At 60.8% G+C, this 18,316-nt stretch carries 16 protein-coding genes; 5 read left to right on the forward strand and 11 right to left on the reverse strand.

Features of this window, described 5'->3' with window-relative positions; genetic code table 11:
- Positions 1-38: 38 nt before the first annotated feature.
- Positions 39-1,985 (reverse strand): threonine--tRNA ligase, encoded by a 1,947-nt coding sequence (thrS, locus tag ACTIE1_RS04850; protein ID WP_439562255.1) that lies wholly within the window; start codon positions 1,983-1,985, stop codon positions 39-41.
- Positions 1,986-2,129: 144 nt separating this feature from the next.
- On the opposite strand from thrS, the gene ACTIE1_RS04855 reads away from it, so the two are divergent.
- Complete coding sequence (locus ACTIE1_RS04855; protein WP_439562256.1) at positions 2,130-3,428, forward strand: MFS transporter; 1,299 nt, start codon at positions 2,130-2,132, stop codon at positions 3,426-3,428.
- 14 nt (positions 3,429-3,442) lie between these two features.
- Here ACTIE1_RS04855 and ACTIE1_RS04860 read toward each other — a convergent pair whose 3' ends face one another.
- Together ACTIE1_RS04860 and gltX are read right to left on the reverse strand one after the other, a co-directional pair.
- On the reverse strand, positions 3,443-5,473 hold the full coding sequence (locus ACTIE1_RS04860; protein ID WP_439562257.1) for an AsmA family protein: 2,031 nt from the start codon (positions 5,471-5,473) through the stop codon (positions 3,443-3,445).
- Between the two features lie 118 nt (positions 5,474-5,591).
- On the reverse strand, positions 5,592-6,920 hold the full coding sequence (gene gltX / locus ACTIE1_RS04865; protein ID WP_439562258.1) for a glutamate--tRNA ligase: 1,329 nt from the start codon (positions 6,918-6,920) through the stop codon (positions 5,592-5,594).
- A gap of 94 nt (positions 6,921-7,014) precedes the next feature.
- Between gltX and ACTIE1_RS04870 the strand changes: the two genes are divergently transcribed.
- Positions 7,015-7,434 carry a metallopeptidase family protein gene (locus tag ACTIE1_RS04870; RefSeq protein WP_439562259.1) on the forward strand — a complete coding sequence of 140 codons (420 nt, stop codon included), beginning with the start codon at positions 7,015-7,017 and terminating at the stop codon, positions 7,432-7,434.
- A gap of 67 nt (positions 7,435-7,501) precedes the next feature.
- On the opposite strand, the gene aroB is transcribed toward ACTIE1_RS04870, so the two are convergent.
- Both aroB and ACTIE1_RS04880 read right to left on the reverse strand, forming a co-directional pair.
- Entirely contained in the window at positions 7,502-8,620 is a 1,119-nt protein-coding gene (aroB, locus tag ACTIE1_RS04875) for a 3-dehydroquinate synthase (protein ID WP_439562260.1), read from the reverse strand.
- Complete coding sequence (locus ACTIE1_RS04880) at positions 8,617-9,168, reverse strand: shikimate kinase (protein ID WP_439562261.1); 552 nt, start codon at positions 9,166-9,168, stop codon at positions 8,617-8,619. The genes aroB and ACTIE1_RS04880 overlap by 4 nt, the downstream gene beginning before the upstream one ends.
- 139 nt (positions 9,169-9,307) lie before the next feature.
- Between ACTIE1_RS04880 and ACTIE1_RS04885 the strand changes: the two genes are divergently transcribed.
- From ACTIE1_RS04885 to ACTIE1_RS04895, 3 genes are all read left to right on the forward strand, one after another.
- Positions 9,308-9,442 carry a hypothetical protein gene (locus ACTIE1_RS04885; protein ID WP_439562262.1) on the forward strand — a complete coding sequence of 45 codons (135 nt, stop codon included), beginning with the start codon at positions 9,308-9,310 and terminating at the stop codon, positions 9,440-9,442.
- A 62-nt stretch (positions 9,443-9,504) separates the two neighbouring features.
- Entirely contained in the window at positions 9,505-11,061 is a 1,557-nt protein-coding gene (locus ACTIE1_RS04890) for a hypothetical protein (RefSeq protein ID WP_439562263.1), read from the forward strand.
- Positions 11,062-11,063: 2 nt separating this feature from the next.
- A complete protein-coding gene (locus ACTIE1_RS04895) occupies positions 11,064-11,999 on the forward strand; it encodes a tyrosine recombinase (RefSeq protein ID WP_439563286.1) in 936 nt (311 codons plus the stop codon).
- Here ACTIE1_RS04895 and lpxB read toward each other — a convergent pair.
- From lpxB to bamA, 6 genes are all read right to left on the reverse strand, one after another.
- Positions 11,956-13,116, reverse strand: a complete 1,161-nt coding sequence (gene lpxB, locus ACTIE1_RS04900; protein ID WP_439562265.1) for a lipid-A-disaccharide synthase — start codon at positions 13,114-13,116, stop codon at positions 11,956-11,958. The two genes, ACTIE1_RS04895 and lpxB, sit on opposite strands and share 44 nt — an antisense overlap.
- On the reverse strand, positions 13,113-13,940 hold the full coding sequence (locus ACTIE1_RS04905; protein ID WP_439562266.1) for an LpxI family protein: 828 nt from the start codon (positions 13,938-13,940) through the stop codon (positions 13,113-13,115). Before ACTIE1_RS04905 ends, lpxB begins: the two co-directional genes overlap by 4 nt.
- Entirely contained in the window at positions 13,937-14,731 is a 795-nt protein-coding gene (gene lpxA / locus ACTIE1_RS04910; protein ID WP_439563287.1) for an acyl-ACP--UDP-N-acetylglucosamine O-acyltransferase, read from the reverse strand. Before lpxA ends, ACTIE1_RS04905 begins: the two co-directional genes overlap by 4 nt.
- A gap of 8 nt (positions 14,732-14,739) precedes the next feature.
- Positions 14,740-15,231, reverse strand: a complete 492-nt coding sequence (fabZ, locus tag ACTIE1_RS04915; RefSeq protein ID WP_439562268.1) for a 3-hydroxyacyl-ACP dehydratase FabZ — start codon at positions 15,229-15,231, stop codon at positions 14,740-14,742.
- Positions 15,232-15,348: 117 nt separating this feature from the next.
- Complete coding sequence (locus tag ACTIE1_RS04920) at positions 15,349-15,951, reverse strand: OmpH family outer membrane protein (protein WP_439562269.1); 603 nt, start codon at positions 15,949-15,951, stop codon at positions 15,349-15,351.
- Positions 15,951-18,224, reverse strand: a complete 2,274-nt coding sequence (gene bamA, locus ACTIE1_RS04925) for an outer membrane protein assembly factor BamA (RefSeq protein ID WP_439562270.1) — start codon at positions 18,222-18,224, stop codon at positions 15,951-15,953. Before bamA ends, ACTIE1_RS04920 begins: the two co-directional genes overlap by 1 nt.
- Positions 18,225-18,316: the final 92 nt, after the last annotated feature.

The raw sequence follows: 18,316 nt of genomic DNA on the forward strand, positions 1-18,316 counted from the left end.
CCTGTTCTGAGTATTTCAGGCAAGATGAAGATGCGAGTTCAGCGCAGATCCGGCGGGGTGGCTTCTGCGCGCAGGGCGTCGACCAGCACATCAAGGGTTTCGGTCGTCGTGCGGTTTTCCCCAAGGCGGCGCACGGACACAGTGCGTTCGGTCACTTCGCGCGCCCCAATGGCCAGAATGACGGGCACTTTACCCACGGAATGTTCGCGCACCTTGTAGTTGATTTTCTCATTGCGCAGATCAAGCTCGGCGCGGATGCCTGCAGCGTTCAACGTCTCCAGAACCTCGCGGCAATAGTCATCCGCGTCCGAGACAATGGACGCGACAACCACCTGACGCGGGGCCAGCCAGAAGGGCAGTTTGCCCGCGAAGTTTTCGATCAGCATACCGATGAAGCGCTCGAAACTGCCAAGAACCGCGCGGTGCAGCATGACGGGGCGATGTTTGCCCCCGTCTGCACCGATATAGGCCGCGCCCAAGCGTTCGGGCAGGTTGGGATCCACCTGAAGCGTGCCGCATTGCCAGTCGCGCCCGATGGCGTCGGTCAGCACGAATTCCAGTTTCGGGCCGTAGAATGCCCCCTCGCCGGGGAACAGTTCATACTCATGCCCTGCCGCGCGGCAGGCATTGCCCAGCGCGGCCTCGACACGGTCCCAGCTTTCATCGCTGCCGATGCGCTTCTCGGGGCGGGTGGACAGCTTTATGCGCCATTGATCGAAGCCCAGATCGGCATAGACTGCTGACAGGAATTCAATGAATTTCTTTGATTCCGCCTCGATCTGGTCCTCGGTGCAGAAGATATGGCCGTCATCCTGCGTGAAGCCGCGCACCCGCATGATGCCATGCAGCGCGCCTGACGGTTCATAGCGCGCGCATGACCCGAATTCGGCCATGCGCAAGGGCAGATCGCGGTAGGATTTCAGCCCGTGATTATAGATCTGCACATGGCAGGGACAGTTCATCGGCTTCAGCGCGTTGATGGTCTTTTCGCGGGCGTGATCCTCGTCAACCTCGACGATGAACATGTTTTCCTGATAATTGTCCCAATGGCCTGAATCCTCCCACAGCTTGCGGTTGACCACTTGCGGGGTGTTCACCTCCAGATAGCCGCCCCTGCGCTGCTGGCGGCGCATGTAATCTTGCAGGCTGGTATAGATGGACCAGCCATTGGGGTGCCAGAACACCTGACCGGGGGCTTCTTCCTGCATGTGGAACAGGTCCATTTCACGGCCCAGCTTGCGGTGGTCGCGCTTGGCCGCTTCCTCCAACATGGTCAGATGGGCCTTCAGGTCATTGCGGTTCTTGAAGGCCACGCCATAGATGCGCTGCAACATGGGGCGCGTGTTGTCGCCCAGCCAGTAGGCGCCGGCGATATTCATCAGCTTGAACGCATCTGCGGGCACTTGCGCGGTGTTTTGCAAATGCGGGCCACGGCACAGATCCTGCCAGTGGCCGTGCCAGTACATGCGCAGCGGCTCGCCTTCGGGGATGCGGTCGATCAGTTCAATCTTGAACGGCTCATTCGCGTCCTTGTAGTGCTGGATGGCGCGGGCGCGGTCCCAGACTTCTGTGCGCACAGGGTCACGGGCGTTGATGATGTCGCGCATCTTCGCCTCGATCTGCGCAAGGTCTTCGGGGACAAAGGGTTCGGCACGGTCGAAATCATAAAACCAGCCCTTGTCGCGCACAGGGCCGATTGTGACCTTCACATCCGGCCAGATTTCCTGCACGGCGCGCGCCATGATATGCGCCAGATCATGGCGGATCAGTTCCAGCGCCTGCGCGTCATCCTGCATGGTATGAATGGCGATGCTTGCATCATTCATGATGGGCCATTGCAGGTCGAAATGCGCGCCATTCACAGTGGCGGAAATCGCTTTCTTATCCAGTGATGTGGAAATGGATGCTGCCACTTCGGCAGGGGTGACCCCAGCAGCGAATTCGCGCATATTGCCATCAGGGAATTTCAGGGAAATCTGGGCCATTGGCCGTGCTCCTCGTCGTTTTGGCGCCCACGGAACGCCCGGTTGCGGGTTATGTCGGGGCTTGATTTCGCTGTCATGGGAACGAAAGTCAAGCTGACATCGTTTATTCACGTTGCGATATTGCAAAAAACCGGAGTTCCCTTGATGCGCCCAGCCGTGCAAACTGCCTTTGAGACACTAACATCCGATGATGATGGCCGCGTATGCAAGGATATCTCGGACGCGGCGTGCAAGGAACAGCCCGCAAACTTCTTGCGCCACGCAGGCGCGCTGGGGTTAAGCAAGGCAGCGGACGGGCTGGCGGACCCGAAACTGGTTCTGGCGTGGTTGATGACGCATCTTGGTGCGCCTGCGGGGTTGGTGGGGTTGCTGGTGCCGGTGCGCGAAGCGGGCGCGTTGCTGCCGCAACTGTTTACTGCCGCACGCATTCGCGCCATGGGCCAGAGGAAATGGGCATGGACAGGCGCGGCGGCAGGACAGGGGATCGGGGCGGCAATCATCCTGCTGGCTGCATTGACCTTGTCCGGCGTATATGGCGGGCTGGTCGTTCTGGCGGGCCTCGCATTGATTGCGCTGTCGCGGTCGGTCGCATCGGTTGCCTATAAGGATGTGTTGGGAAAAACGATTGCCAGAACGCGACGCGGCACAGTCACGGGGCTGGCTGGCAGCGGGGCGGCTGCTGTGACCTTGTGTTTTGCCGCCGTGCTTATGGTTTTTTCAGACGCGCGCGCTGTCATCGTGCTGGCAGCATTGGGGCTGGCGGCGGTGTCATGGGCTGTGGCGGCGGCCATATTCGCAGGGCTGGCAGAAGAACGCGGGGCCAGCGATGGCGGCGCAAACGGTTGGCGCGCCGCGATCGAGAATTTGCGCTATCTGCGCGAGGATTCACAACTGGCGCGTTTCATACTGGCCCGCGGGCTGCTGACATCAACCGCGCTGGCGCCCCCCTATCTGGTCGTTATGGCATCAGGCGCTGGCGGGGCCGCACTGGAGGGGCTTGGCGCATTGGTCGCGGCATCAGCGCTGGCGGGGCTTGTCTCCAGCTATTTCTGGGGCAGGCTTGCGGATATATCCGCGCGCAAGGTGCTTATCCTGACCGGACTGACAGGCGCTGGCGCATTGGCGCTGGCGCTGGGGTTCAATGCAGCGGGGCTGGCGCAAACATTCTGGGCCTTGCCTTTGGCATTGTTTGTGCTTGCATTGGCCCATCAGGGGGTGCGGCTGGGCCGGTCCACCTATCTGGTGGATATGGCACATCAGGACAGGCGTGCGATCTACACGGCCATTTCAAACACCATCATTGGTGTGCTGCTGCTGGCCAGCGGAATTTTTGGTGCGATTGCCGCGCTTGCCGGCCCGCAGGCCACATTGATTTTGTTCACGCTGATGGCACTTGGCGGCGCCTGGGTGGCCTATGACCTGACAGAATTGGGCGATGCGTAAGTGTGGCGCAGGTGTCAGTTGCCACCAAGCAACCCGCGCAAACGATTGCCAAGTTCCTGTTCAAGACCCCGCCGCAGCGTATCCTCGATCCGCTCGCCCTCCTGACGCTGAACGCCAAGTTCGCGCTCCAGCCGTTCTGCGGCTTGACTGCGTGCGCGTTCTTCAAGGCGGCGCGCTTCCTCTCGGGCCATTTCCTCGACGCGTTCCTGTTCCACGCGCAACTGTTCACGCGCCAGCGCCTCCAGGTCCAGACGGAAACGGGGTGCATCCCATGGGCCTGTGATCATCAGCGGCACGCGCAAACGCTCGTCGCCTTCGCTGCGCAGCGCGGCAGGGGTCACACGGTAATCCAGCGTGCGCGCCCCAAGTGAAACAGTCCCCTGCCCCGCAACGGAAAACCGTGCCGCCGCAAGCGCAAGGTCATCATTGCGCAGCACCCCGTCAGCCACAGTGAATGTGCCGGTAATACTGTCATAGACCGTGCGATTGCCTTCGCCCATGTAACTCATGTCCAGATTGCGCAGCATACCCGCCAGATCGAAGCCGATAATCTCGCCCTGATCGAAGCGCAACGCGCCATCCCCGCGCAGGCTGTTCATGATGGCATGCACCGAATTCCCGACACCCAACACATTGATATCCATGTTCGCGCGCCCCTGCAGGCGGTGGTAATCCGCAACTTCGCCCAACATCGGCAACAACGAGATGTCACGCGCATTCAGATCGGCACGAACCGACAAGCCGGAACGGTTATTCGCAACCAGTTGCCCTGACAGCCTGCCCCCGAAAACGGCCGTTTCCCGCAGATCAAGCACCGCGCGCGAATTGTCGATGCTGACCCCGAAACGGGAACGCCCCAATGTCGCAAAATCGGTTCGCACAGTGTTGAAGGCCAGCGACAGTTCGGCATCCAGCAAATCCAGCGCGCTGGCGTCAATGACATCGCGGGGCCAGCCCTGTGCACCGGTCCCGCCGCCTGAACCACCACTGCCACTGCCCTGCCGCGCCGCTGATGTGCCGCCCGCGCTGCGCAAATCCAGCACATCGCCCGAAAATTCGCCGGTCAGTCTGGGCCGTGCCCCCGCAAGCGCCAGATCAGCCCCCCCTTCCAGCCGCAACGTGCCTGCGCCGACGCGGGCATTGCGGGCATACAGCGTACCATCAGCCGTGCGTGTGATCTGGCCTGAAAACCCAAGCGGCAGATATGCGGGCGCAATATCCCCTCCAGTTTGACCCACTGCCTGCAATACCGGGCGCAGCAGCGGAATATCTGCATCTAGCTGCCCTTCGGCAATCATGTCGGCCAGCCCTGCCCGCCCGGAAAACTGTGCACGCGCGCCCGCAAGCCCCAGATCAGCACTTAGCCCGACCACTGCGCCGCTTAACAAGCGCGCGACATTGTCCGTGGCAACCGTCATTTGCAAAGGCTGGCCGTTCAGTTGCGCCGCAAGGGTCAGTTCCGACGGGCCATCCAGCGCGGGCAACCCGAAACTGGCATCCAGCCCGTCCAGCCGAATATCTGTGCCCGATGCGGCATCTTGAAACCGGACCTGCCCGTCCTGTATGCGCGCCAGCCCCAAAGAAAACGTGCGCGGGCGGGTGTCGGGGGGGCTGTCAGCTTCTGTTGCACTGTCGATTTGCGGCGCAGGTGCGGCAGTGCGCACCGCAACTTCCCAGTTTCCACGCCCGTCATCATTGCGCCGCAAGTCTATAACCGGCGATTGCAGGACAATCCTGTCAATCTGGATATCCCTGCGCATCAGGGCCGCGAAATCAAGCCCGATTTCCATCTGCTCGGCACGAAGCAGGGGCGCGTCACCAGCCCAGTCGGCATTGCCGATGGCGATACCGTTCGCCGTGGCCCCGATGACCGGATAAAAACTTGGCCGCACGGCACCATCAATCGTAAGGGTGCGTCCGGTCGCGGTCTGAAACTGCTGGGCCGCAATTTGCGCAATGCGTTCGGAAGGCAGCAGGAACAGGGCGGCTGCAACCAGCATGACCAACCCGACAACAACCGCAATCAAAGCCTTCAACACACGCATAACACCCCCACCAGACGCAATGGTTCAACCTGATGCCGAAACACTAACGACAAGCGGCAGCGATGTCTTTTCAAAAAAGCGAATTGCGGCAAACCTGCCGGTCAGGCGCCCCGCATCGTCATTTTTTGGCACGCACTTGTTGCAAAAGTGGCATCAGGGCCGACATGTCCGGACCATGCGCCTGCCCTGTCAATGCCTTGCGCAACGGCATGAACAAGGCCCGCCCCTTGCGGCCGGTCTGCGCCTTGACGGCGTCAGTCCAGTCTTTCCATGCGCTTTCGCCATATGGCGGGTGCGGCAGCAATGTCAGTGCCTCGGACACGAAATCCGCATCCTCGGCGTCAATCACAGGATCGGCGCCCTGCTGGCACAACACCCACCATGGGCGGATATCTTCCAGACGGGTCACATTCTCGCGGGCCACCTGCCAGAATTGCGGGGCGATATCTTCGGGCACACCCAGTCCGGCAAGGTAATCTGCAACAGCCTCATACGGGCGGGCCTGAATGTCGGCCCGCGTCAGGGGCCACAAATCCTCGGCATCGAATTTGGTGGGGGCCGACCCGAATTGCGACAGATCGAACCCTTCGGCGATATCATCCATACTTGGGCGCAGTTCCACGGGCTGGCTGGACCCAAGCCGCGCCATCAGCGACAGCAACGCCATGGGCGTTACCCCCTGCGCACGCAAATCACGCAGTGACAAGGTGCCCAGACGCTTGGACAGGGCTTCGCCCTGCGGGCCGGTCAGCAGGGAATGATGCGCAAATGACGGCGGCGTGCCGCCCAATGCCTGAATGATCTGGATTTGCGTTGCGGTATTCGTAACATGGTCGGACCCGCGCACGATATGGGTGACCCCCATATCCATGTCGTCCACCACCGATGCCAGCGTATACAGAACCTGACCGTCGGCACGGATCAGCACAGGGTCCGAAACCGACGCGGCGTCAATCGACAGCGGCCCCAGAATGCCATCGTCCCATTCAATGCGTGTCTGGTCCAGCAGGAACCGCCAATAGCCGTCCCGTTCCGCACTTAGCCGGATGCGCATCGCGTCATCCATGTCCAGCGCGGCGCGGTCATAGACCGGCGGGCGGCCCATATTCAGCTGCTTCTTGCGCTTCAGGTCCAACTCGCCCGGTGTTTCAAAACACTCGTAGAACCGGCCATCCGCGCGCAATTTATCCGCGGCATCCTTATAGCGATCCAACCGGGTCGATTGCTGCTCGATCCGGTCCCAGCCGATGCCAAGCCAGTCAAGATCCTGCTGGATGGCGTCGATATATTCCTGCCTGGAGCGTTCCTGATCCGTGTCATCCAGCCGCAAGATAAATTCACCACCCGTCTTGCGGGCAATCAAATAGTTGAACAACGCAGTGCGCAAATTGCCGATATGCAGGTAACCTGTCGGCGAGGGCGCGAAGCGGGTGACAATCTTGGACATGGAAAAAACCTCCTGATTGGGTCATGCTTTTTCACAAGCCTTGCGCCAGCGCAAGCCCCGTGCTTTGAAACAGGACCGCAGGAAAGCGACAGCAATGAACAACAGTGTATCACAATGGGGGTCATCCCTGCCACCGGACCACAGCGCGTTCGAAGAAATCGTGATGCAGGCAATAGAAGGCTTGCCCGTCCAGTTCCGGCAGGCGGCCGCCGCTGTCGCGCTACAGATCGCCGATTTCGCGCCAGATACCTTTCTGGAGGAGTTGGACCTTGATAACCCCTTCGAGCTGACCGGCCTGTATACCGGCACACCGATGACCGAAAAATCCGTAATGGACCAACCGATGGAGCCGGACACGATATGGCTGTTCCGCCGCCCCATTCTGGATGAATGGGTTGCGCGGGGGGATATCGAATTGGGGGTGCTGGTTGCCCATGTTTTCATCCATGAACTTGCACATCATTTCGGATGGTCTGATGCCGATATCGCAACAATCGCGCCTTGGCAGGATTAAACGCGGTGCCAAGCCTGTCATGTCGCGTGATGGTGTGTTGCGGAACTTGGGGAGTATCCCACCCCCACTAGCCGCGCGCGGCCAGCCCGTCTGCCAGCACGGAATGCAGAATATCCGCGGGAACATCATCGCAAACAAACGCCGCGCCAATATCGCGCGCCAGAATGAACCGCAGCCGCCCGTCCTGAACCTTCTTGTCCTGCGCCATCAGGGCAACCAACCCTTCGGCGGGGGGCAGATCGCCCGGAATATCAGCCAGATCGGTCGCCATTCCCATCTGGCGCAAATGCGCGCGAACGCGGCCTGGGGTTTCCTGCGCGCAAAGCCCCATGCGCGCCGACAACTCGAACGCCAGCGCACAGCCGATTGCAACGCCTTCACCATGCAGCAGGCGCGCGCTATAGCCTGTCGCCGCTTCCAAAGCATGACAAAATGTGTGCCCAAGGTTCAACAACGCGCGGTCCCCTTGTTCCGTCTCGTCCCGCGCGACAATATCGGCCTTCATCTGGACAGACCTGTGCACAGCATACTGGCGCAGCGTCTTGTCCCCTTTCGCCATGGCCGGGGCATTTCGTTCCAGCCATTCAAAGAAGGCACTATCGCCCAGCAGGCCATATTTCACCACCTCGCCATATCCGGCCAGAAAATCGCGCGCCGGCAGGGTGTCCAGCACATCAATGTCGGCCAGAACCAGTGCAGGCTGGTGAAAGGCCCCGACCAGATTCTTGCCATGGCGGGTGTTTATACCCGTCTTGCCGCCGACTGAACTGTCCACCTGCGCCAACAGGGATGTAGGGATTTGCACGAAACGAACCCCGCGGCGCAGCACCGCCGACGCAAAGCCGCCCAGATCACCGATGACACCGCCCCCCAGTGCGACGACCACATCGCGGCGTTCCACCTTCTCGTCCAGCAACCACTCCACAGACTGCCGCAACCCGTCCCAGTCTTTCGTCGCCTCCCCCGGTTCCAGTGCAAGTGCTGTGCTGGCAATACCCGCATTCGCAAGGCCCGCCTTCATCCCTTCCAGATGGGATGCCGCAACACGGGTTTCCGTCAGAACAGACACCTGCTTGCGATGTAGAAACGGCGCAATCAACTGACCCGCCTGCGCCATCAGGCCCTGCCCGATGACCACATCATAGGCGCGTGCCCCAAGTGGCACATGAACACGGTCGATTGTCATCCGGCATATCCTTCCAGCACATCAGGGCGCGTTGATAGCGCATCCAGCACAGCCTGCGCTGTGTCAGCTATGGCATAGCCCGATTGGGTCTGGACTGCCAGATCGGCCTTCGCATAGAAGGGCTCGCGCGTGCGCAACAGCCCTGCCAGCGTTTCGCGCGGGTTGGCCGTGCGCAAAAGCGGCCGCGTGGATTTCTGGCGCACCCGTGCCCAAAGCACCTCGATATCGGCCTTGATCCAAACCGAAACACCCAGATCCGAAATCAAGGCGCGGGTCCCCGCATTCAGAAACGCCCCGCCCCCGACTGACAGAATGCCGGGGCGGCCACGCATCAGGCGGGCGATGACTTCGGCTTCGCGGGCACGAAAGAACGCCTCGCCGTCGCGTTCGAATATTTCGGCGATACTCATTTGGGCGGCTTCCACGATTTCTTCGTCCGAATCGCGAAAGGACACATTCAGCGAATGTGCCAGTTCCCGCCCGACTGCCGTCTTGCCTGCGCCCATCATCCCCACAAGCACAACGGTTTTATGCAATTTCATGCCCAAGCTCCGCCCCCTCGCCCGCCCCTTAACAAGTTTTCGTGGCCTGCATTGTCCTTGTCGTGATATTGCGGCACTGTCAAAAGGGAAACCCCCCGAAGCATAGTTCGCAAAAAGAGGGGATGCGATATGAAAGGCAGGCTGAATGCGACATCTGGTGCGGCTTATTCTGGTGATGGCGGTGTTGACGGGTCTGGCCGTGGTGGCCTACGCCTATTTCGGGGACATGTCTGCCGAACAGCGCGGGTTTGAAACGCCGGTCACGCTGGATGTGAATTGAACCGGGCAGGCAAACATACAGGCGCTGCGCATCGCGCAGGATCAGGCGGGGCTGCCCTTGCCTTGGCGATTGCATTTGCGCTGCCGCTTGACGCGCAATCCTTGCAGGCTGGCCGCCCGTTGAATGCTATTGACTGGCTGGAAGATGCCATGTCCCACCCATTGCCACCGGACATGACCGGCATTGACGACCCCGACATCCAGACCGCACCGGACGAGGACGGGACTGCTATTTCGGTCACGCCCCTGTTGCCGCCAACGCTGGATCAGGTCGGCCTGTTTGTGCCCGAACGCGCAGGACTCCCGCGCGAATTGTGGGGCGATGCAGCAGTCGCCGAAGTGCTGGCGGGCATTTCGGCCCTGCCTGTGGACACGGTCCCAAGCGCGCTGCAACTTGAATACCGCCTGTTGCTGGCCGAATTTGCCTCTCCCGTCCAGTTGCAGCCAGAGACGCAGGGCACGGTGCTGAATGCGCGTGTGGACAAGCTGATGGCCATGGGCGCGTTGGAACAGGCCACACAGCTGATCGACGCGGCCCCCGTCCGCACTGCGGCACTGAACGCACGCGCCTTCGATATCGCCCTGCTGCTGGGCGAGGAAGACCGCGCCTGCGCCAGCATGAGTGGGCAGATCACCACGGATTTCGGGCACGGGGCGCAAATTTTCTGTCTGGCACGGCGCGGCGACTGGCAGGCCGCCTATATGATGCTGAATGCCACAAAATCGCTGGGTTTGCTGGAAGCCAGCGAAGCGGCGCTTTTGCTGCGCTTTCTGGAGGAAGAGGACGCAACCTTTACCCCGCCCCCACCCGCGGAACTGTCCCCATTGGGCTGGCGCATATTGGAAGCGCTGGGTGATCCGGTGCCGACAGCAAGCCTGCCTGTGGCCTATGCCTATGCAGACCTGCGCGGAACCAGTGGCTGGCGCGCCCAGCTTGATGCCGCCGAACGCCTGACCCGCGCGGGCGTGATGCAACCCAACCGCCTGCTGGGCCTTTATGCACAACGCCGCCCCGCTGCATCGGGGGGCGTGTGGGAACGCGTGCGCGCCGTTCAGGCGCTTGATCACGCGCTGGCCATTGGCGACAGTGCTGCCGTGTCACAAGCGCTGGCAACCGCATGGCCGCAATTCGTCAGTGTCGAACTGGAAGTGGCATTTGCCCAGATGTTCGCCGAAATTCTGGCCGAAGCATTGGCCGATGGCCCCGTCCAGCCAGACGCGCTGGACGGGGCTGCGCGCGGTATTGTCTGGCACATCCTGTTGCTGGCGCAGACAGGACTGGATCTGGCCATCCAGATGACGCCGAATTCGGGCGCGGCACAACTCGCAACAGCGCTGGCCACTGGCGAAACCGACCTTCCGCCCGTTTCAAACGCCTCTATGGCCGCAGCCATTGCGCAGGCATTCACATCGCCCATGGCGCAAGCGGACGATGCGCCCCAACCGCCCGCCAGTTCCGGCGGGATCATCCTGCTGGACGCGCTGAACAATATTGCACATGCCGCCATAGGCGACCCACGCGCCGCGCGTTTGGGCCTGCAAGGGTTGCTGTCCTTGGGGCTGGATGATGCCGCGCGCCGGATTGCTGTTGAATTGCTGCTGCTAGAACGACGCGGCTAGGCATGACAACGCATCAGGAATATCGCTGGATTTCTACGTTTCTGGATGCAACCGCCGCCGAGGCAGGCGCGGCACGCAACACCCAACTGGCCTATGGCCGCGACTTGCGCGATTTTGCCGAATGGGCAACGTCAAACGCACTCGGTTTTGCGACACTGACGCGCACGGATATAGAAGCCTATCTGGTTTATTGCGATGCACAGGGACTGGCGCGAACCACGCGTGCGCGGCGCCTGTCATCCATTCGCGCGATGTACCGCTTCGCCTATGCCGAGGGCTGGCGCGATGACGACCCCGCCAGCCGTATCCGTGGCCCCGGCAAGTCCAAAAAACTGCCCACGACATTGTCCCATGACGACGTATCCGCCCTGCTGGAGGGTGCGCGCAGAACTGGCCGCACCGAATCTGACAGACTGCGCAATACATGCCTGATGGAATTGCTGTATGCCACTGGCCTGCGGGTCACAGAACTGGTCGGACTGCCGGTTGCGGCTGTGCGCGGTGATCCCCGCATGATTTTGGTGCGCGGCAAGGGCGGGCGTGAACGCATGGTGCCACTGTCGAAACCCGCACGCGAAGCCCTGACAGACTGGCTGGCCCATTGGGACCGGCATGCCGCTGATCTGCGGGCGAAGCGGTTGCCGGAACCGCGTTTCCTGTTTCCGTCGGGCGGGCGGGAGGGGCATTTCAGCCGTGTGGGGTTTTTCCTTGTCCTGAAGGAAATCGCCCTGAACTCCGGGCTGGACCCCGCGCGCGTCAGCCCGCATGTGTTGCGGCATGCCTTTGCAACCCATCTGTTGGCGGGCGGGGCGGATTTGCGCGCGATCCAGACCCTTCTGGGGCATGCTGACGTGTCCACGACCGAAATATACACCCATGTTCTGGAAGAACGGCTTAAGGCGCTGGTTCTGGACCATCATCCGCTTGCGAAGCCATAAAGTTCAGGACGGATTGCGCGGCGCGCAAGCCCGGCGCAAGCCCGCCCTTCCCCAGCCGTTCCATTGTCAGCGCCATGGCCTGATGCTGGCGCGCGCGCGCATCTGCATCGCCCAGCAAGTGTTTCAGCGCAGCCGCAATGCGGTTTGGTTCACAATCACGACCCAGAAATTCCGGAATACTGCGTGTGTCAGACACAAGATTGACCAATGTGACCGTATCCAGTTTGATCATGCGTGCGGCCAGAAACCGCGTCACCGGTGCCACGTCATAGGCAATAATCATGGGTGTGTCGCTGGCGGCCAGTTCCAGCGACACAGTGCCCGACGCCGCCAGCGCCAGATCGGCTGCACCGAATGCCGCGCGCTTGGCCGCGCTATCTTCCAGCACCTCGGCCTTGACTGGCCATTGCCGCACCTGCGCGCGCATGAAGTCCGCCTGCGCGCGCACTGTCGGCACCACAACGCGTGCGTTTTCTGGCAGCGCCAGCGCCAATGCCTGACCAAATCGCGGGGCCAGACGCGAAATTTCGCCGCGGCGTGACCCCGGCAGCGCCAACACCAGCGGGCCGTCATGGCCTGCGCGTATCTGCGCAATCTCTGCCGCCGAGGGGCGCGGCTCTGCCACGACCGGGTGTCCCACGAAATCGCAACTCATGCCGGCCGCGTGCATATAGGGCGGTTCAAACGGCAATAGCGCCAGAACATGGTCCACCAGCGGGGCCATACGCGCAGCCCGTTTCGGACGCCATGCCCAAACAGAAGGCGCAACATAATGCACGACCGGCAATGCGGGCCGCACGCGGCGCGCCTGTTTCAAGACACGCAGGCAAAAATCGGGGCTGTCGATCGTGATGACGATATCCGGTGCCGCACGCGAAATCGCGGCGGCTGTTTGTGCAATGCGCGCGCGCAGCAAACGCAGCTTTGGCAGCACCTCTGCCAGCCCCATGACAGACAGGTCGGACATGGGAAACAGCGACGCAAGCCCCTGTTCCGCCATCGCATCGCCGCCGACACCGGAAAATTCCGCATCAGGGCACAGCGCGCGCAGTCCGGCCATCAGTGCCCCGCCCAGCCGGTCGCCTGACGGCTCCCCTGCGATCAAAAAGACCTTCAAGGCGCGTCCATGGCCCACAGGAATACCCCAAGCGTATTGGCCTGCGCCAGCATCTGGTCACGGTCAATCAGCAACACACCACCCGCATCAAAGGCAATACCGCGCAGGCCGGCGCGGTGGACGCCCGCAACTGTTTCCGGCCCCAATGCAGGCAAATCGATCCGGCGGTCCTGATCCGGTTTTGGCGCCTTGCAGAACACCCCGCCATCGGGCAGTTCAACACCGCGCGCGCGCAAATCCGCCAGATGGGCCAGCATCACATCCGTGCCCGGCAATGCCTCGACCGCCAGACACTGACCGCGCGACGCAATGCAGCCCTGCCCCACATCAGCAGCGCCCATCACCTGCAACACACGAAAGCCGCGCATCGCGTCCTTTTTATCCTGTGACGAGGGCTGCGCGTCGGTCAGGACACCCGCTTGGGCAACCAGATCAGGGCATATATCCTGCGCACCAAGAACGTCGATACCCCATTCCCCCATCAGGGTGATCACTTCACGCAGGGTGCCGTCATCGCCTTGCTGCATCGCGGCCATGATCCGTGGCAACAACTGCATTGTGGCCGGATCAATCAAGGACGGGTCCAGCCGCGGGCGGTGCACTGCGCCCGCGAATACCGCGCGCGTCACGCCCTGATCTTGCAAGCGGTCCAGAAACGGCACCAGCCGTTCCAGCCGGAAGCGTTCAACCGCTTCATGCGCTGGCGACAGGGTTTCAAAGCCCTCCATCTCGGCCAGTAGGGGGTTTTCGCCCGCGGCCTGCAAGCGTTCGGCCAGAAGCTGTGGCAAGCGGCCCTTGCCCGATATCAGCGCAGTGCGGGTCATTTCGGGCGCAGGAAACTACGATGGCTGTTTTCAGTAAAGAAACTGGCCATTTGTTGCACGGCATCCGAAGTGCTGTCCTGCAGCAGGGCCTGCGCCATATCCGCCAGTGACCCCTCTCCGCTGGCCAGCCGTTTATAGGCAGCGCGCAATGCCGAAATATCATCGCGTGCCATACCGCGCCGCTTCAGGCCAATCAGGTTCAACCCTTCCAACGTGCCATCAGGCCCCGCGACCAGCCCGAAGGGCATGACATCATGGGTCACACGCGTCAGCCCGCCGATCATCGCACCTTCGCCAACGCGCACAAACTGGTGAACGCCTGCCAATGCACCAATGATCACATTGGTTTCAATGATCGCATGGCCCGCAACGCCCACATAATTCGCCAAAATGACGTTATCCGCGATCTGTGCGTCATGCCCCACATGCGCGCCCGCCATGATAAGGCAGTTATCCCCGATCCGCGTGACGCCCCCGCCCCCATCAGTGCCAATATGCAACGTCGCATTCTCACGGATGCGGCATTTCTTGCCGACAATCAGCCGCGTACGCTCTCCTGCGTATTTCAGATCCTGCGGGATTTCACCCACAGAGGCGAAGGAAAAGATTGTGCAATCATCGCCGATGTCGGTCCATCCGGTCACCAGCGCATGGGGTTTGACAGTCACGCCGCGCCCCAGCGTGACTTCCGCGCCGATAATGGCGAAAGGGCCGATCTTGCAGTCCGGCCCGATGGTCGCGCCATCTTCCACAACCGCCATGGGATGAATATCTGCGCTGGGGTCTATCATACCCGCACTCATTCCGCTGTCTTGGCGCTGGCGTCTATCATCGCGGCAAATTCAGCCTCGGCCGCGATCTGGCCGTCCACCTTTGCCACGCCTTCAAATTTCCAGATCTTGGTCGATCCGCGTTTGACCTGCACATGCAATTCCAGCACATCGCCCGGCACGACCTTGCGACGGAATTTCGCCTTGTCGATGGACATGAAATAGACCAACGGCGCCTTGTCACCAAACCCCACAGACAGGCCCACCAGAACGGCCGCTGTCTGGGCCATGGCCTCGACAATAGTCACACCGGGCATGATGGGGGCACCGGGGAAATGGCCCTGAAAATGCGGCTCGTTGAAGGTCACGTTTTTCACCCCAACGGCCGATTGGCGCGCGACGACATCGCGCACCTTATCGACCAGCAAAAACGGGTACCGGTGCGGGATAATTTTCATGATCGTAGCAAGATCTGCCTGTGCGGGCACAGCTTGGTCCTGCGGGGCTGGGTGATCGGTCATGTAACGGCTTCCTTCACTGTTGGTCATTGCCTGAACGCCCCACCACAGCGGGATGCAGTCAAATTTTCGCTGATTTACCAAGCTGTCGCCCGCGTGACAAGCGGCGCGGTGTCGGGGTCACGGAATGCGCAGCGGATTTGGCGAGGGGCTGCCGTCACCAATGCTGTCATTCAATGCGGCAATGGCGGGCTCTGTCATGTCCATCCCCGAGACGCCAATGATGACCGCACGCGAATCAATCAACACCTGCGCCCCCTCAGACGCCAGAACCTGCTGCAAGATCGGGGCCGCCAGTTGAAAGAAACGGCGCTGCTCGGATTCTTCATACAGGCTTAAGCGTTGTCGCTTCTCGGCTTGGGACCGCCGGATACCTTCGGCTTCAAGATCGAAGGCTTCGGCTTGTGCGCGAAACTCGGCCGGTGGCATGCTGGCCCGCGCTTCGGTCAGTTCCATCTCGCGTGTGGTCAGCTGTTCCAGCAGCTGCTCGTTCTCGGCCTCCAATGCGCGGGATGCCGCGTCAATTTCAGACTCGACCCGTTGCCCGAAGGCGGACCCACGAAACAGGCGCTCTTCATCCAAGGTGCGCAATTGCAAAACCGGCGCTGGCGCATCCAGTGCCTGACCAAGCGACAACCCCTGCGTCCCCTGCGCAAAAGCGGGGGCGGCAAGCTGAATGCCTGCCGCCCCGATCAAGGCCAAGACCCAATCGGGCCGCATCATCAGAAGCTCGAAACGATCGTGAAGTCGAAATTCTGCGCACGATCATAAGGACGCTTGCGCACCGGCCGCGAGAAGTCGAAGCGCAACAGGCCCAAGGGGCTGTCCCAGAACAGGGAGACACCCAAAGTCGCGCGCACATGCATCTTGTTGGAATTTTCGCCGGTTGCATCGAACATATCGACACCGGCAAGCCCAGACGTGCCATCTACGCCCCAGACCGAACCAACATCGGCAAAGACGCCGCCAGACAGGCCGTATTCTTCGGGTGTGCCCAGCGGGAAGCGCGCTTCGGCTGATGCCACGAAATACCGGTTTCCGCCAAGAACGTCTTCGTTGCTGGCACCGAAATCGCGCGGACCGGATTCACCGGGACGGAACCCCCGCATAACGCTTGCCAACTGGAACCGTTCGCGGAACCGCGAATTACCGCTGATCATATGCAGCATACCGGCGCGCACATCCCCTGTCAGGGTCACGTCTTCGTTGAACACGGCCATTTCATAGCCAGCGCGGGCTTCCGACTTCACGAAACGGCGGCTTTGATTGCCCACACCGAAATCCTGAGAGAAGCTTAGGATCATGCCTTGTGTCGGGTCGATGCCAACATTGCGGGTATCGAAGCTGTAGGTATAGCCAAGTGACCCTGTCACCGCCGTGCCTGCATCCTCGTCCAAACGAATACGCTCCGAGGAATTCGCGGAAAGTCCGCGCAGGCGGTCCATTACCAACCCCTGACGCACTTGCAGGCGCCCGAACTCGCTGACCGGGAAGGTAAGCGAATTGCGCAAAAACGCTTCGCGCGTGTCGAAATTGGAATTCAGCGACGATGTTTCCTGATACCCGATCCCCAGCGTGTAGGACAGGTCACGATCAAACAGCGCCGGTTCGGTAAAGAACAACGATATGTCGCGCGATCCCTTGATCACGTTGAACGCAACGGCAACTTCCTGACCGCGGCCAAGGAAGTTCAGTTCCGAAAAACTGATCCCGAAGCCGATACCTTCGCTGGCAGCATAGCTGACCGAGAACCCCAGCGAGCCAGTGGTGGTTTCTTCAACCTCGACATCCAGAATGGCTTGATCGGGGGCGCTGCCCGCGCGTGGTTCAACAGACACATCCGAGAAATAGTCAAGCGCACGAATACGTTCTGCCGCTTCGCGAATTTCGCGCGGGTTCAGCGGGTCCCCCTCGGCAGAGCGGAACTGACGGCGAATGACGCGGTCTTGCGTTGTCGTGTTGCCTTGAATGTCGATGCGTTCGACCAGAATACGGTCACCGCGCACAAGGGCGAATTCGACATCAATCGTCTGGGTGCGGTTATTGCGCGTGAACCGAGGTTCCGCGCGAATGAAGCGCAACCCCTGCCGTTCCGCACGCTGTTCCAGCCGTGCAATATTCAGGTCCAGCGTGTTGGGGGTGAAAAGTGCCCCGGCCGGTATCTGCACATCGCCCTCGTAATCGGCGGCGTTGATCCCCTCAACCTCGCTGACAACACTGACATTGCCGAAACGGTATTGCTGACCTTCGCGCATGTTGAAAGTTAGGAAAAAGCGGTCGCGTTCGCGTGCAATTTCAGGCGTGACCGACAAAATCTCGAAATCGACATAGCCGCGCGACAGATAGAAATCCGTCAGCAACTGGCGATCCAGCGCAATACGTTCGGCAATGAACGTATCGCTTTGGATGATCAGACGCAGAATGCCTGCCTGCTTGGTGCTAAGAACCTGACGCAGGCGGTAGTTCGAAAAGGCGTTGTTGCCGACAAAGGAAATACGCTCGATCTCGACGACATTGCCTTCACGAATGACGAAGGCAAGATCGACGCGGTTATTGCCGCGTGGCAGCACTTCGGGCGTAATTTCGGCAGCAGTCCGGCCACGACGGTTATACAGTTCTGCAATGGCGCGGGCGTCCGCTTCAACTTGCGACGGGGACAGAACACGCCCTGCTCTGGTCTGGACAACTTCGGCGATGGCGTCGTCGTCGATACGGCGGTTGCCCTCAAAATTCACGATGCCGATTACCGGATATTCACGCACCGTGATCGACAAGGTGTTGCCGCGCGGTTCTACCGAGACATCCTCGAACAGGCCGGAACCGGAAAGCTGCGATACAGCTGCATTAATCTGCGCGGCGCTGACACTTTGGCCGGGCCTGATTCCCGCAAGTCCGATGATGGTGGAATCATCAACACGGACATTGCCGTCAATCGCTACAGAAGAAATCTGGAAATTCTGCGCCTGTGCAGGTGCGACAAACGCAAAATTTACCAATGAAAAAAGACAAAAGACCGCCGCAGCAAAGAAGTGCGCCCTTGCGCCCCCATCCCTTGTTTGCGACGGCAGCATCCCATGAATTCCGCGCA

Source organism: Roseinatronobacter sp., from assembly GCF_051859525.1.
Taxonomy (GTDB): domain Bacteria; phylum Pseudomonadota; class Alphaproteobacteria; order Rhodobacterales; family Rhodobacteraceae; genus Roseinatronobacter.

Bases quoted from the DNA above. Each gene is read 5' to 3' on its own strand.
- thrS (WP_439562255.1), bottom strand. From the start codon at position 1,985: ATGGCCCAGATTTCCCTGAAATTCCCTGATGGCAATATGCGCGAATTC.
- ACTIE1_RS04855 (WP_439562256.1), top strand. From the start codon at position 2,130: ATGCGCCCAGCCGTGCAAACTGCCTTTGAGACACTAACATCCGATGAT.
- ACTIE1_RS04860 (WP_439562257.1), bottom strand. From the start codon at position 5,473: ATGCGTGTGTTGAAGGCTTTGATTGCGGTTGTTGTCGGGTTGGTCATG.
- gltX (WP_439562258.1), bottom strand. From the start codon at position 6,920: ATGTCCAAGATTGTCACCCGCTTCGCGCCCTCGCCGACAGGTTACCTG.
- ACTIE1_RS04870 (WP_439562259.1), top strand. From the start codon at position 7,015: ATGAACAACAGTGTATCACAATGGGGGTCATCCCTGCCACCGGACCAC.
- aroB (WP_439562260.1), bottom strand. From the start codon at position 8,620: ATGACAATCGACCGTGTTCATGTGCCACTTGGGGCACGCGCCTATGAT.
- ACTIE1_RS04885 (WP_439562262.1), top strand. From the start codon at position 9,308: ATGCGACATCTGGTGCGGCTTATTCTGGTGATGGCGGTGTTGACGGGT.
- ACTIE1_RS04895 (WP_439563286.1), top strand. From the start codon at position 11,064: ATGACAACGCATCAGGAATATCGCTGGATTTCTACGTTTCTGGATGCA.
- ACTIE1_RS04905 (WP_439562266.1), bottom strand. From the start codon at position 13,940: ATGACCCGCACTGCGCTGATATCGGGCAAGGGCCGCTTGCCACAGCTT.
- lpxA (WP_439563287.1), bottom strand. From the start codon at position 14,731: ATGATAGACCCCAGCGCAGATATTCATCCCATGGCGGTTGTGGAAGAT.
- fabZ (WP_439562268.1), bottom strand. From the start codon at position 15,231: ATGACCGATCACCCAGCCCCGCAGGACCAAGCTGTGCCCGCACAGGCA.
- ACTIE1_RS04920 (WP_439562269.1), bottom strand. From the start codon at position 15,951: ATGATGCGGCCCGATTGGGTCTTGGCCTTGATCGGGGCGGCAGGCATT.